Here is a 15,633-nt window from a genome sequence, read left to right on the forward strand (position 1 = left end):
ACCGTCGAGTTCCGAAGGTTGTACCGCATGACCGATTACCGTTCGTTCCTCGATATCCTGCTCACCCGCGGCGAGACCGTGCCCGCCACGACCGCGTACCGCTTCTTGCGCACCGGCGACGCCGACGGCCCCATCGACGACATCACCTATGCCGGGGTGTCTGCCCGGGCGCGGGCGATCGCCGCCGCGTTGCAGGATCGCGGCATCCGCCGGGCTCTGCTGCTGTACCCGTCCGGATTGGATTTCATCACAAGCTTTTTCGGCTGTCTGGCCGCGAACGTCGTCGCCGTGCCCGCCCCGCTGCCGCAGCTGGACCCCCGCTCCCTGCGGCGGTTGCGGCACCTGGTCGCCGATGCCGGCGTGGACGCGGTGCTCACCACCGCCCAGGTCCGCGCCGACGCCACCGCGCCGATCGAGCACCTGCCCGAACTGGGCGAGCCGGCCTGGCTGGCGACCGACGAGATCCCCGACGACGCGGCCGCCTCGTGGCGCAGGCCCGCCGTCGGGCCGGACTCGGTCGCCTTCGTGCAGTACACCTCGGGTTCGACGAGCGCGCCGCGCGGCGTCGTGGTCACCCACGCGAACCTGCTGCACAACGAACGCGCCATCGCCACGGCACTGGGCCATACGCCGGATCTGCTGGCTTCGCTCACCGACGCGCTGTTCGTCAGCTGGCTGCCGATGTATCACGATATGGGGCTCATCGCCCCCGTGTTGCAGACGATGTTCGTCGGCGCGAACGCGGTGCTGTTGTCGCCCAAGGATTTTCTGCAGCGCCCCGAGCGCTGGCCACAAGCGGTCTCCACGTTCGGCGCGCACACCAGCGGCGGCCCCAATTTCGGCTACGAGCTGTGCCTGCGCCGCATGACTTCCGAACAGATCGACCGCCTCGACTTGAGCTGCTGGAGAGTGGCGTTCAACGGTGCGGAGACGGTGCGTCCGGCCACGGTGCGCCGGTTCGCCGACACCTTCGCGAGTACGGGATTCCGGGCGGAGTCGTTCCAGCCGGTCTACGGCTTGGCCGAGGCCACGCTCATCGTCAGCGCCGCGCGGCTCGGCGCGCCGCCGACGGTGATCCTGCCGCCCGGCCGGTCCGAGCTGGTCGGTGTGGGGCGCCCGGCCGAAGGGCTGTCGATCGTCATCGTGGATCCCGACCGGCACACCGCGTGCGCCGACGGCGTCGAGGGCGAGATCTGGGTGACCGGAACCAGTGTCGCCGCGGGGTATCTGGGCAACGAGACGGCTACCGCCGAGACCTTCCATGCCGGGCTGGACGATGACGATCGCGCTTTCCTGCGCACCGGCGATCTCGGATTCTTCTCCGGCGGTGAGCTGTTCGTCACGGGCCGGCGCAAAGATGTGCTGATCATCGACGGCAAGAACCACTACCCGCAGGACTTGGAGTCGACGGTCGAGTCCGCGCACGAGGCCGTCCGCCCTGGGTGCGTCGCTGCGTTCTCGGTGGACGGGGGCATCGACGGAGAGCTGCCCGTGGTGGTCGCCGAAGTGCGCACCGAGGATCCCGCCGAGCTCGCCGACGCCGAAGCAGCGATCCGCGCGGCGATCGGCGCGGAACACGCGCTGACGCTGCGATCGGTGGTCCTGATCCGGCCCGGCGCCCTGCTCAAGACCAGCAGCGGCAAAGTTCAGCGACAAGCCTGCCGCGCGGCGTATCTCGACGACGAGTTCGCGCCGGTGTCCCCTGTCCGCGGAGAATTCGACGAGGTCGGTGCACCGCCGGGCGCACCGCGAGGCGAGGTCCTCGGCGCCGAGGAGATGCGGAGCTGGCTGGTGGAGATCATCGCCCGGCTGGCCTACCTCGATCCGGCGCGCATCGACGTGCATCGGCCGCTGGTCGAATTCGGTCTCGGCTCAGCGGATCTGGTGGAACTCGTCGTGGAGCTCTCCGACCGGGTCGGGCGGAGTCTGGACACCAACCTGTTCTTCGAGCACCCGACCATCGCGCAAGTCGTGGCGGCGCTGCACGATACCGCAACCGAGGACGCGCCCGTTCCGCAGCAGGAGCGCAGCGACGACGCCATCGCGATCATCGCGATGGCCTGCCGGTTTCCCGGCGGCGCCGACGATCCGGAAGCGCTGTGGCGCCTGCTGGACGACGGACGCGACGGTCTGTCGGAGGTGCCGCCAGGACGCTGGAGCGTCGACGGGCTCTACGACCCGGATCCGGCGGCGGAAGGCAAGGCCTACACCTTCCGCGGCGGCTACCTCACCCAGGTCGACCAGTTCGACGCCGCGTTCTTCGGCATCGGCCCGCGCGAGGCGGCGGTGATGGACCCGCAGCAGCGGCTCATGCTGGAGCTGAGCTGGGAGGCGATCGAACGGTCCGGCCGCGACCCCAGACAGCTGCAGGGCAGCACGACCGGGGTGTACTTCGGGGTGTACAGCACCGGTTATCTCGCCGACCCCGCTCCGAGCCAGTTGAACGGGCAGGTCGGCACCGGGCTCTCCCCGAGTGTGGCCTCCGGGCGGGTCGCGTACACGCTGGGTTTCCACGGACCCGCCGTCACCCTCGACACGGCCTGTTCCTCATCGATCGTCGCCATGCATCTGGCCGCGCAGGCGCTGCGCGCGGGCGAATGCGATCTGGCCCTGGCCGGCGGCGCGACGCTGCTGATGGGACCGACCGCGCACGTGGAGCTGTGCAAACTCGGTGTGCTGTCGCCGTCGGGACGGTGCGCGCCGTTCTCGGCGGGCGCGGACGGCACGGTGTGGGCCGAGGGCGCCGGTCTGGTGCTGCTGAAGCGGCTCGACGACGCCCGGCGCGACGGCGACCGGGTGCTGGCCGTGGTCCGCGGCTCCGCGGTCAACCAGGACGGGCGCAGCCAAGGTATCAGCGCGCCCAACGGATTCGCGCAGGAGCAGGTCATCAAGGCGGCGTTGCGCGCCGCCGGGCTGAGGCCCGCGGATCTGGACTACGTGGAGGCGCACGGCACCGGCACCGCCCTCGGCGATCCGATCGAAGCACGCGCCTTGGCGCGCGTCTTCGGTCCCGACCGGGAGCCCGAACGCCCGCTCGGCGTGGGTTCGCTGAAATCCAATGTGGGCCATACCCAAGCGGCGGCCGGCATCGGCGGCGTCGTCAAACTGGTACTCGGGCTGCAACACGAGCGGATACCGGGGATGGCCCATGACGGGCCGCCGACGTCGCAGATCGATTGGGACGGTAGCGGTTTGGCCGTGCGGACCGATTCGGCGCCGTGGCCGAGAGGCGACCGGCCCCGCCGCGCCGGAGTGAGCGCGTTCGGGCTCAGCGGCACCAACGCCCACCTGATTCTCGAAGAAGCGCCCGCCGTCGACGACGAGTCCGGCCCGTTCGACGACGAGCCGGGCGATCGCGGGATCGCGCTGCTGCCGATCTCGGCACGCAACCGGGTCTCGCTGCACGGTCAAGCCCGACGCCTGCTCGATCACCTCACCGAAGATCCCACACTCGATCCCGCACCCGTGTCCCGCTCGCTGGCTCTGCACCGCACGCCGTTCGAATGGCGGGCCGTCGTCGTGGCGGGCGAGCGGGGCGGAATGCTCTCCGCACTCGCCGATCTGGTCGAGCACCGAGCGGCGCCCGATGTGGTCGTGGGCGCGGACGCGGCGCTCACCGCGGGCAAGACGGCATTCGTCTTCCCCGGGCAGGGCGTGCAGTGGGCCGGGATGGCACGTGACATGCTGGCTCGCTCCGAAGTGTTCCGCGCCGAGTTCGCGCGCTGCGATGAAGCGTTCCGGCACCGCACCGGATGGTCGCTGGCGACCGCGCTGTTCGGTCTCACCGCGGCGCAACTGGGCGACTTCACCCTCGTGCAACCGCTGCTGTTCGCCACGATGGCGGCGCTGGCGGCCACCTGGCGGGACGCGGGCGTCATACCGGATGCCGTGATCGGCCACAGCCAGGGCGAGATCGCCGCGGCCTACGTCTCCGGTGCGCTGAGCCTCGACGAAGCCGCCCACGTCGTCGTGACACGCAGCCGCCTGATGGCCGGCATCACCGAGCAGGGCGCGATGGCGATGATCGGCCTGCCCGCACAGCGACTCGAAGAACGGCTGGCGTCGGACACAGCGGTATCGATCGCGGCGATCAACATCCCCCGCTCCACGGTCGTGGCGGGAGCGCGCGAGGCGGTCGAGGCGCTCGTGCGCGAACTGGAGGACGAACAGGTCGACGTGCGGATGCTGGCCGCGGGACCCGCGCTGGCCGGGCATTCCGCTCTGCTGGAGCCCATCCGGCGGCAACTGCTCGACGAACTCGCCGGGGCGGCCGCCGCCGCGCCGGTCGTTCCCTGGTACTCGACGGTGCTGGGCGGGCGGATGACCGACCCCGCCGACAGCGACTACTGGTACCGCAATGCGCGGGAACCGGTCCGGTTCGCGAGCACGATCGAGCGGATGATCGGCGACGGATACCGGTATTTCGTCGAACTCGGCGTGCATCCACTGCTGACCACGGCGGTGCGAGCCGTCGCGGAGGACACCGGTCACGAGGTCGTCGCGGTCGGCTCGCTGGTGCGTGACCAGGACGGTCCGCGCAGTCTGGCCCGCGCCCTGGCCGCGCTGTGGGTGGCCGGCCACGACCTCGACTGGACCCGCCTCACGCCCGCGCACGGCCGCGTCGACCTGCCGACCTATGCTTTCGACCGGCGGCGGTTCTGGACCGAATCGGTGTCCGAGGACGCCGCGGCGCTGGGTTTGCGGTCCGCGAGCCATCCTTTCGTGGGCGCTGTTGTGCCGCAACCGGATTCCGGCGGTGTGACGCTGACCGGCCGGATCTCCCTGCGGACCCATCCGTGGCTGGCCGAGCATGCCGCGCCCGCCGCGGTCGTCCTGCCCGGCACCGCTCTGGTCGAACTCGCCATCCGCGCCGGTGACGAGGTGGACACCGGAAACGTGCGCGAACTCGTGCTGCACGCCCCGGTGGTGCTCACCGAGGAGGCCGCGGTGCAGATCCAGGTGGTGGTCGCCGACGCCGACGCCGACGGTTGCCGACCCGTCTCGATCCACTCGCGACTCGAACGCGATCTCGACACCTCGTGGACATTGCACGCCCGCGGGATTCTGGCGGCGACGGACGAGACCGATTCCGGCGGCCTCGATGCCGACCGGTGGCCTCCGGCCGGGGCGACGGCCGTCGACGTCGAGGACATGTACGCGCGACTGTCCGATCGCGGGCATCGCTACGGGCCGCTGTTCCGGTCGGTGCGCGCGGCGTGGCGGCGCGGCGGGGACGTCTTCGCCGACGTGGCGCTCCCGGAGCACGCCCACGGCGATGCCGCACGCTTCGAGATCCATCCCGCGTTGCTCGACTCCGCGCTGCACGCGGCGCTGCTGCTGGGCGGGGACGAGAGTGGTTCGGCGCTGCTGCCGTTCGCCTGGACCGGCGTGCGCTTGCATGCCTCCGGCGCGACGGCGTTGCGGGTCCGGATCTCGCTCGACGACTCCGGCGGGGTGCGGGTCATGGCCGACGATCACACCGGACAACCGGTCGTGTCGATACGGTCGCTGCTCCTTCGGCCCGCACCCGAGGCGCAGCTGCTCGACAGCGCGTTGTCCACCGCGCACCGCACCTTGTTCCGGCCGGAGTGGGCGGCGCTTCCGACGCCGATGACGCCGCGGCCGGTCACCGCCGTCGCCTGGTCGCGGCTCGGTCCGCACGAGCCCGCGCCGGACGCGGTGATCATCGAAGCCGCTCGAGGCGATTCGATCGATACGGTGCACACGGCGGTGCGGCGCGCGCTCGCAGGCCTGCAGGCGGCACTGGACGATCCGCGACTCGCGGCGGCGACCATCGTGGTACGCACCCGCGGGGCGATGGCGCTGCCCGGCGAGGACATCGAAAACACCGCGGGAGCGGCGGTCTGGGGCCTGGCCCGCACAGCGCAGTCGGAGAACCCCGACCGCATCGTGCTGGTCGACAGTGCTGACGCCGAGGTCGACGTCGCGACGGTGCTCGCCTCCGGCGCGGCACAGGCGCTGGTGCGTGACGGCGTCCTGTTCGCGCCGCGTCTGGTGCGTCCTCCGGTGTCCGGTGGTGCCGCCCCCGATTTCGGCGACGGTTTCGTACTCGTCACCGGAGCGCCGGGGCGGCTCGGCTCGCTGCTGGCGCGGCATCTGGTGCGGGCGCACGGGGTCACGAAGCTGTTGCTCGCCAGCCGCCGCGGCGCCGACGGCCCCGGCGCGGAGGACCTGCGCGCCGAGCTCACCGGCCTCGGCGCTGACGTGGTCTTCGCCCGCTGCGATGTGGCCGACCGTGCCGCGCTGGCCGAAATGCTGCGCGGACGCACACTCAGCGGCGTCGTGCATGCCGCGATGGTGCTCGACGACGGCACGCTGGGCTCGCTGACGCCCGAACGTCTCGAAGCGGTGCTGCGGCCGAAGGTCGACGCGGCGTATCACCTGCACGAGCTGACCTCGGGCATGGACCTGTCGTGCTTCGTGCTGTTCTCCTCGGTCGCGGGCCTTCTCGGCAATCCCGGGCAGGCGAACTACGCCGCCGCCAACGCCTACCTCGATGCCCTCGCCACCCATCGCGTCGCCCGAGGCCTGCCCGCGCAGTCGCTGGCGTGGGGTCCGTGGAGCCTGGACATGCACGAGGTGATGGCGGCGGCCGACATCCGGCGCATGGAACGCTCCGGCGTGCGCCCGCTCGGCGCGCGTGACGGCTTGGCCGCCTTCGACGCGGCGTTGCGACGGAACGAGCCGGTGCTGGCGCCGCTGCGGATCGATGCCGACGCGATGCGGCGCGCACCGTATGTTCCGCTGCTGCTGCGCGGGGCGATCCGTCCGCCCTCGCGCCGAACGGTCGTGCACCGCGACGCCGCCGACCCGTCGGTGCGGTCCCGGTTCGCCGAGCGGCTGCGTGGATTGCCGCCCGGCGAGGCGACCGCGATCGCGATCGACGTGGTGGCGCGCCGGGCCGCCGACGTGCTCGGGCACTCCGGTGCGGAGGCCATTACGGCGGACCGGTCGTTCCAGGGGCTGGGCATGGACTCGCTGATGGCGGTGGAACTGCGCAACCGGTTGCGCGACGACACCGGCATCCTGGTGCCGCTGAGCGAGATCTTCGCCGGTCGCAGTCCCGCCGCGCTGGCGGAATATCTCGTCGGCGAGGCGGCGCGCACGCAGACGGGCGAGCCCGCCGCGCGCCCGGACGACCAGGACGTCCCCGAGGTCGTCACGCTGCCCGTCACCCGCGATCTGATGCGGCTGCTGCGCACGGCCCAGCAAGGCATTCCGAGCGTCGCCCAGACCGGCGGGCTGGCCATGCGCTTGCCCAGGACGGTGGAACACGCCGAACTGGACGCGATTCTCGATCGCCTCGCCGCGCGGCACGCGGCGTTGCGCACGGTGATCGTGCCCAGCGACGAGCACGGCACCCGGTTGCAGGTGCGGTCCCGACCGGGCGGGCCGCTGTTGCGCTCGTCGGCCGTCGATCGGCTCGATCACGCCGTCACGCGCGTCCGGTTCCGCGAGCTGATGCGCGAGCCGTTCGACTTGGCGGAGGGGCCGCTGTGGCGGTTCGAACTGCTGAGTTCCGATTCCGGCGAGCAGGAGCTCGTCTTCGGAGCCCACCACGGTATGTGCGATGTCCAGTCGATGGTGCTGGTCGCCGGAGAGATCGGCGCCGAGTTGTCCGGCGCCCAATTCCCGGACACGCTGTCCAACAAGGACATGCACGATCTGCTCGCCGCCCAGGCGCCGCAGGCCGAGCCCGACGCCGAGTGGCGCGCGGAATTCGCCGGATGCCGCCGCCTCGAACTCACCCTCGCCCGGCCCAGGCCTGCCCAGCGCACCCATCGTGCGGGCGAGGTGCTGCTGGAGCTGCCCGCGGGGCTGCGCGAGCGGGCGGCGCGACGCGCTCGGGAGCTGGGTATCACGCCCGCGGCGTTGTTCCTCGGCACGCTGACAGTGCTGCTCGCCCGGCGGCAGGACACCGATCGTTTCGCGCTCGCCGTGCCGGTGGACACCCGCATCCACGCCGACGCGCCGACCGCGGTCGGCTACTTCGGTGTGCCCGTGCCGTATCCGGCGGCCGTCGAGCCCGGCGAGTCGATCGACGACCTACTGCGCAGGACCGGCGACCGGCTGCGGCGCCTGCTGGTGCCGGGAGCGGGTTTCTCCGACGTACTCGCCACGCTCGCCGCGGAGGGCCTGTATCGGGACAACGCGCCGCTGGTCGAGGTGTACTTCAACTATCTGCGGGCCGATGCGCCGGTGCACCGCGCCGACCTGATTCCGGTGGGCACCGGATACTCCGATCTCGACCTCATGGTGGCGGTGCTCTCCGGAGCGGACCGCATCTGGTTCACCTACAACGCCGACATCATCGATGACGCGAGCTGCACCCGGCTCGGGCGCGACTACCTCGCGCTGCTCGAGGAGGTGGTGGAGCGTCCCGGGCTGCCGGTGCGCCCCGCGCGTCCGGAGGCGCCGCGCGGCGTCGCGTTCGCGGCCACGTTCGCGCTGGGCAAGCTGCCGGATCTGTATCGGGCGGCGGCACACGCTCACGGCATCGACGGTCCGACCGTGTTCGAGGCGCCGTACCACCACGTGCCGGCCGGGCTGCGCGACCCGTCCGGGGTCTTCGCCCAACCGTCGACCGCCCTGGGCATCGTGCTGTTGCGCGCGGCGGACCTGGAGCGATTCGGACCGCTCACCGACGACGATCTCGATGAACTCGCCGCACGGTATCCCGCCGCCGTCCGGGAAGCGGCCGAACGCGCGCGCGTTCCGATCATCGTCGGCGTCCTCCCGTCGCCCGAACCCGATGGGCGACTGACGCGGTGGGACCGGCTGACCGCCGAGCGGCTACGGGAGATCCCCGGCGTCGCGGTTCTCACCGAAACCGACTGGACTCGCGACCACCGGGTGGCGCATCGCTTCGACGCGCAGACCGACGCGCTGGCACACCTGCCGTTCACCGAGGAGTTCCAGGCGGCGATGGCGCTGACGCTCGCCGCCGTCGCCCGCACAGCCCTGTTGCCCGCGCCGAAGGTCATCGCCGTGGACGGCGACGACACACTGTGGAGTGGCGTGGTGGGTGAGATCGGCCCCGCGGCGGTCACTTTCGATCCGCCGCGGCGCTCGCTGGCGCGGCGGTTGCGGCAATGGCGCGCCGCGGGCACGCTGCTGGTGCTGATCAGCAACAACGACGAGGATTCCGTCCAGGCGGTGCTGGACCGCCCGGACAGTCCGCTGCGCGCCACCGATTTCACCCTCGTCTGCACCGGGTGGGACAGCAAGACCGACCGGCTCGAGGCGGCGGCGCGAACGTTGGGCCTCGCGCTGGAGGACGTGGTCTATCTGGACGACAACCCGGTCGAGATCGCGAAGATGCGTTCCCGCCTGCCGGAAGTGCTCGCGGTGACCTGTCCCCCGATCGAGGAGCTGACCGCGTTCCTGACCCGGTTGTGGCCGGTGACACCGGTGGCGGTGACCGCGGAGGACGCCGGCCGTGCGGAGTTCTACCAGTACGAGCGCGAACGCGACCTGGCCAGGGAGCACGTCGATTTCGCGCAGTTCCTGGACCAACTGGATCTGGAGGTGACCGTCGAGCCGCTGTCGGACCACGGCTTGACGCGTGCGGTCCAACTGGTCCGGCGCACCAGCCAATTCGCCCTGGGCGCGAGCACCGACCAGGATGTCGACCGCTGGCGGGAGGACGGCGAGGTGTGGACCGCCGTGGCGCGCGACCGGTTCGGCGACTACGGGACGATCGCCGTGCTGGCGGTGCACACCGACGCGACCGCGCTGTGGGTGCGCGGATGGCATCTCAGCTGCCGCGCCCTCGGCCGCGGCGTCGAGGAACGCCTGCTCGGCTGGCTGGCCGACCGCGCGGCGGCGCTGGACCGCGCGACGGTGCGTATGACCGTGCACCGCACCGCGCGCAACGTGCCCGCCCGCCGGTTGGCCGCCGCGCTCGGCGGCGGCGACATCGACAGCGAACGAATCGAGGTCGACGTGCCGCTGGATCGCCTGCGCACGTTCCGATCCTGGGCGCGATGACCATGGCCGACAAGGAGTTTCCTGTGCGCAGTCCGAACGGCGGGTATCCGCCGCCCGCCGAGCGAGCCGATCGGCGCGACCTCGCCGAGGCGATCGAACGCGGCGGCGGTCTGGACGTGTCCGCGTTGCTGGCCCGCGCGGGCGGCGACGTGGCCACCGCGACGGCGGCGATCGCGCGTCCCGGCGCGTGGGACACCGACTCGCTCACGGCGGCGGTCATCCAGGTGGCCGACCGCTTCACCGTCGAACCTCTCGGGCCGGACACCGATTTCTTCGACGGCGGCGGAACATCCGTCGCCGCGGTGCGATTCGTGGCGGCGCTCGCCAGGGAACTCGACGTCCACTTCGAGTTGGACGACGTGTTCGCCGACGCGCGGCCGCGCAGGCTGGCGCAGCGCTGGCTGGGCGCGCGAGCGGAAGCCACCGAACGCGAAACGCCGTCGCCGGTGGCGGATACCGTGGACGACGAACTCGCGCAGCTCATGGCCGACGTCGCCGGAGCCGACCGGCTGCCCTTCACGGACCCGCCGGAGCGGGTCGCGCCGCGCCGCGTTCTGCTCACCGGCGCCACCGGCTTCCTCGGCAGCCACCTGCTGCTGGACCTGTTGCGCGGCAGTGACGCCCACGTCGTCTGCCTCGTTCGCGCGCGCGACGACGCCGACGCCGTGGACCGGCTGGCCGCGGCGTTGACGCGTTTCCTGCTGCCGTGGTCGCCGGAGGTGCGCAGGCGGGTGACAGTGCTGCCGGGCGACCTGCGTGAACCGAATCTCGGCCTCTCGGAGAAAGCGTGGGCCGCGCTGGCGGACGAGATCGACGCGATCGTCAACGTCGGCGCGGCGGTCGACTTCCTGCGTGGCTACCGGTCGCTGCGCCGCGGCAACGTGCTCGGCCCGCTGACCCTGGCCCGGCTGGCGGCAACCGGACGACCGAAACCGTTGCACCACGTCTCCTCCATCGCGGTGTTCAACGAGCTCGGCATCGCCTCGATGGGCGAGGACGATCCGGTGGCGAACATCGGCAAACTCGTGATCGGCTACGACCGGACGAAATGGGCGGCCGAGGCCGTCCTGCGGCGCGCCCGCGAACACGGACTGGTCGTCACGGTGCTGCGCCCCGGTGGAATCGGCGGGCACCGCGAGACCGGCGCGCACAATCCGCGCGACCTCAACAGCGGCATCATCGCGGCGCTGTCGCGGTTCGGCACCGTCCCCGCGCTGCGCAATCTCCATGTGGCCCCGGTCGATTGGGTGAGCAAGGTCGCGGCGGCGATCGTGTGCGCGCCGACGGCGTGGGGCCACAACTACCATCTCACCGGCACGCCGACCACGCTGGAGCAGATGCTGGGTGAATCGGCGGCGATCGGCATGGACATGCGGGTGCGGCACTGGGCCGCCTGGTGTGACGAGGTGGTCGAGCGGATCCGCACCGAGCCGGTCCCGGAGCTGGAATCGCTGGCGCAGGTGCTGGGCAGCCCTACCGCGCGTCATCCGCTGGAGACGATGGCGTCCGTTCCGGCCGCGACCGACGAACGCACCCGCGCCTTCCTGCGCGCGCACAACCTGCCCCAACCGGTCCGTTACGCCGCCCGGTCGCAACACAAAACGCTGGAGATGCTCGCGGGCACCGGCCTGGCACGGCTGCCACGGCCGGAGGACCCACCGTATCTGTGGTTCGCGGAGACCCTGGTGGGCACGATCGGGCCCGTCGACGCGGCGGCGGACTCTTCCTGCACGCTCAACCTGCGGCTGTCCATCGCGAGCACCCACCAGCTGGTGGCCGGGCGCACGGTCGATGTCGGGGGCGAGCTGCGGTGCGCGCGTCTGCACGACGGCCCGCTCACGGTATCCGGTGTGGCGTCGGTGCGTCCGCACGACGGCATCCCGATGCGGCACGGACTGAAACACCCGCTGATGCACTACCGGCTGTCGCTGCGCGACGCCGATGGCGGGACGTGGTGGCTGTCGGGCTACAAATACGCCGAAGCGCGCCGCACGATCATCCGGCAGGCACGCACGTTGACCGTCGAACTCGGCCGGGAGGACCAACCGGCGAGCCTCGCGGGCGAGGTCGCGGTCCCCCTGCACACCTACCTGCACGATCAAATCGACGGCATCCAGGTGGATCCACGCCTGTCCGAACGCCAGCGGCGGACCGCGAAACTGTTGTGGCTGAGCTGGTTCGGATCCCAGCTCGGCAAGGGCCTACTGGAACCGGCGCTGCGCGTGGGCACCGAACTGCTGGATCTGCGCCGCAACGCGAAGGAGTCGCGCTGATGCTCACCCCCACCCGGCCCGGAGCCGCACCGGTCGTGGAGGAGATCCCGTTCCGCACCGCCGACGGGACCCTGCTCGGCCTGCGGCGCGTGGTCGTCGACGATCCCGAGCGGCCCTCGGTTCTGTTGGTCCACGGCCACGGCGTGTCCTCGGAGATGTTCCTGCTGCCGGAGATCCGCACGATCGTCGACGCTCTCGTCGACGCCGGATACCAGCCGTGGCTGCTGGACTGGCGCGGCAGCTGTCGGCTGCCCTACAACGCCGCAGGCCCGCGTTTCAGCTTCGACGACGTGGCGCTCTACGACCTGCCGGGAGCCGTCGAGGAGATCCGCGGACGCATCGGCGACCGGCGGTTGTTCGTGGTCGCGCATTGCGTCGGCGCCCTGGCGCTGTCGATGAGCATGGCCGCGGGACTGGTGCCCGGCCTCGCCGGAGTCGTCGCCCAAGGCGTGTTCCTCACTCCGAAAGTGAGCGCCGCGGTGCGGATGCGCGTGCTCGTCGGCGGCGAACTGCTCGGCTCCCGCGTCCATCACCTCGAGTCCGATTTCCGCAAAGTCGGGCTGTGGTCGCGGAAAACGCTTTTGTACGCGCTGCTCACCCGGAAAGGGGAATGCACAGACCCCACCTGCCGGATGGTCCACGGCGGCTGGGGCATGGGTGCCGAGCTGTTCGTCCACGACCATCTCGATCCGCGCACCCACGACCGCTTGGCGCAACTGTTCGGGCCGGTCCCGGTGCATGTTCTGCCCCAGTTGCGGCGGATGGAGCTGGCGCATGCCGTGCAGCGCTGGAACGACAACGACGACCGCTACCGCGTGCTACCGGAGAACGCGCTGGACCACGCCGACCGGATCGATTGCCCGGTCCTGCTGTTGTCGGGCAGCCGCAACGAAGTCTGGCTCGACTCCAACAAGCTGTGCCACGACGTGCTCACCGCACGGCACCCCGGGCTGGATGTCCGCTACGTCGAGATCCCTTCCTACGGCCATCTCGACACCTTCCTCGGACGCGGCTCCGCACTCGACGTGTACGGGCACATCCTCGAATTCCTCGACGGCTGCTCCACACCCCGAACGCGGGATACGGCGTGAGCGAGCCACCGGGCGACGGACGTTCGCTGCGCATCGCGATGTTCGCGGATTTCCACCCCGCCACCCTCGGCGGCATCCAGACGTCGATGCGCGCACAACGCGCGGCGCTGGAGCGGCTCGGGCATCGCGTCACCGTGTTCACCATTCCCCCGCCGGAGCCCACACCGCCGGACTCCGGGATCGTCGTTCTCACGACCACGGGCGGAATGAGCGTGAACGGGTATCCGGTGGCGCTGCCGACCCGCAGGAACGCGCGCCTCATCGACACGGTCTTCGCCGAGCGCGGTTTCGACGTCGTGCACGCGCAGACCACCTACGGCGCGGGCATCGCCGGATTGCGCGCCGCGCGCAGGCACGGACTTCCCGTCGTCCAGTCCATGCACAGCCGCGACGATTCCTTCATCGAGCGCAATTCGCCGTTTCCCTACCTCGCCGCCCTCACCATGCGCGTGCTGCACGGCGGGTTCGTCGGCTTGCGCAAGGAGCTGCCGCGCCTGCCGGAAAGCCGAACGGCGCGGCACGCCTGGCGGCCGCTCGTCGCGCAGGCACAGGCCGCGGACCACGTCGTGGTGCCGACACGGCATTTCGCGCAGCGGTTGGCCGCTCACGGGGTGGATCGGCCGCTGCACGTGGTGTCCAACGGAGTCGACGACGATCTGGTGCGCGCCCTCCCGGAGCGTTCCCGCGACCGGGGTCACCGGCTGCGGGTGCTGTGGTGCGGTCGCTTCTCCGCGGAGAAGCGACCGTTGGACGCCGTCGAGGCGGTGCGCCTGGCCGAGGGCTGCACCCTGGACATCTACGGTGCGGGAGCGCAGGAAACGCGCCTGCGCTCGGCCGTCGACCGGCCCGGCCTGCGTGAGCGAGTCCGGCTGCACGGCGAAGTGAGCCAGGCGGAGTGCCTTACGGCTATGCGTGCCAACGACGTGCTGCTGTTCCCGTCCGCCGGGTGCGACACGCAGGGCATGGTGCTGCTCGAAGCGGTCGCGGCCGGGATTCCGGTGCTGCACTGCGACCCCGACGTCACCGAAACCGTCCCCGAAGGCGGCGAATTCCGTGCGCGCGACGCCTCGACGGACGCGCTCGCCGAGGCGTTGCGCCTGCTGGCGCAGCAGCGGGACCGGCTCGACGCCATGCGCGAGGTGCTGGCGCGGCACGCGGATCGGACGCTGCAGTCCCGGTTCACCGAACGCCTGGTCGCGGTCTACACCGAGGCGATCGCCGCGTCAGGCCGGTTGCCGTAGCGGCAAACCCGCGGCCGCGTAGATCGCGTCGATGACCGTCATCGTCGCCACCGCGTCGTCCGGCGCGGTGAGTACCGGCTCGCCGTGCCGCACCGCCGCGACGAAGGCGTCGAGCTGATAGGCGTAGGTGCTGCGGCGCGAGACCTGCTCGGTGCGACTGCCGCGCTCCGAACGCACCGACAGCCTGCGCGGCAGCTGCGGCGCCACCGGATTGAGCAACCGCAGTTCACCGCGTTCGCCCACCACTCGCGCACCGATGCGCAGCACGTCCGACGACCACATCGAGCAACGCAGCCGTCCGGTGTGACCGGAAGGAAAGCGCAGCTCGGCGCTCATCGCGCGGTCGATGTCCTGGCCACGTAATTTCGCCGTCGCCGCGACGACATCCGGATTCTCGCCGCCGAAGACCCGCGCCATGTGGACCGCGTAGCAGCCCGCGTCCATCAGCGCCCCGCCTGCGAGGGTGTAGTCGTAGCGGATATCCGAGAACCGCGGCAGCGGAAAGCACATCGCGGTGTCCACCCGCACCAGCTCGCCGAGTTCGCCGGAGGCGATGATCTCCTCGGCCCGCCTGGTCATCGGGTGGTAGCGGTAGTGGAACGCCTCCATGACCACCCGGTCCGACGTCGCGGCCAGCGCCGCGATCTCCCGCGCCTCGGCGGCGTTGGCGGTGAACGGCTTCTCGCACAGCACATGCTTGCCCGCCGCGAGCGCCTCCTTGGTCCACCGGCCGTGCAGACCGTTGGGCAGCGGGTTGTAGACCGCGTCGATGTCGGGTGCGGCGATCAGTGCGGCGTAGCTGTCGAAGACCCGCGCGATGCCGTGCTTCCTGGCGAACGCGCGTCCGCGTCCGGGCTCGCGGGCGGCCACGGCGGCGACCACCACGTCCGGGCTCGCCGCGGCGGGCCGCACGAGAGCCGCGGGCGCGATGCGTGCGGCGCCCAGGATGCCGATCCGCAGGGGCGGTCCGGGTTGCGTCATGGGCGCGACTGTAGCAATGGGACCGCTTGTGCCGCC

The 15,633-nt window shown here is 71.4% G+C and carries 5 protein-coding genes; 4 read left to right on the forward strand and 1 reads right to left on the reverse strand.

The features are described from left to right. Nucleotides 1–27: 27 nt before the first annotated feature. Genes ACWESM_RS29590 through ACWESM_RS29605 form a run of 4 tightly spaced genes read left to right on the forward strand, consistent with a single transcriptional unit; the run spans nucleotide 28 to nucleotide 14,616 of the window. Entirely contained in the window at nucleotides 28–10,011 is a 9,984-nt protein-coding gene (locus ACWESM_RS29590) for an HAD-IIIC family phosphatase (protein WP_452494541.1), read from the forward strand. Further along, nucleotides 10,008–12,284 (forward strand): thioester reductase domain-containing protein, encoded by a 2,277-nt coding sequence (locus tag ACWESM_RS29595; RefSeq protein ID WP_452494542.1) that lies wholly within the window; start codon nucleotides 10,008–10,010, stop codon nucleotides 12,282–12,284. The genes ACWESM_RS29590 and ACWESM_RS29595 overlap by 4 nt, the downstream gene beginning before the upstream one ends. After that, a complete protein-coding gene (locus ACWESM_RS29600; protein ID WP_364434903.1) occupies nucleotides 12,284–13,375 on the forward strand; it encodes an alpha/beta hydrolase in 1,092 nt (363 codons plus the stop codon). The genes ACWESM_RS29595 and ACWESM_RS29600 overlap by 1 nt, the downstream gene beginning before the upstream one ends. Next, the gene (locus ACWESM_RS29605; protein ID WP_452494543.1) at nucleotides 13,372–14,616 is read left to right on the forward strand and encodes a glycosyltransferase; all 1,245 of its coding nucleotides are present in this window, start codon (nucleotides 13,372–13,374) and stop codon (nucleotides 14,614–14,616) included. Before ACWESM_RS29600 ends, ACWESM_RS29605 begins: the two co-directional genes overlap by 4 nt. Here the strand turns inward: ACWESM_RS29605 and ACWESM_RS29610 are convergent. After that, nucleotides 14,599–15,597, reverse strand: coding sequence for a Gfo/Idh/MocA family protein (locus ACWESM_RS29610; protein WP_379255809.1), 999 nt, complete (start codon nucleotides 15,595–15,597; stop codon nucleotides 14,599–14,601). The two genes, ACWESM_RS29605 and ACWESM_RS29610, sit on opposite strands and share 18 nt — an antisense overlap. Nucleotides 15,598–15,633: the final 36 nt, after the last annotated feature.

The sequence above is a fragment of the Nocardia sp. NPDC003999 genome, assembly GCF_053604885.1.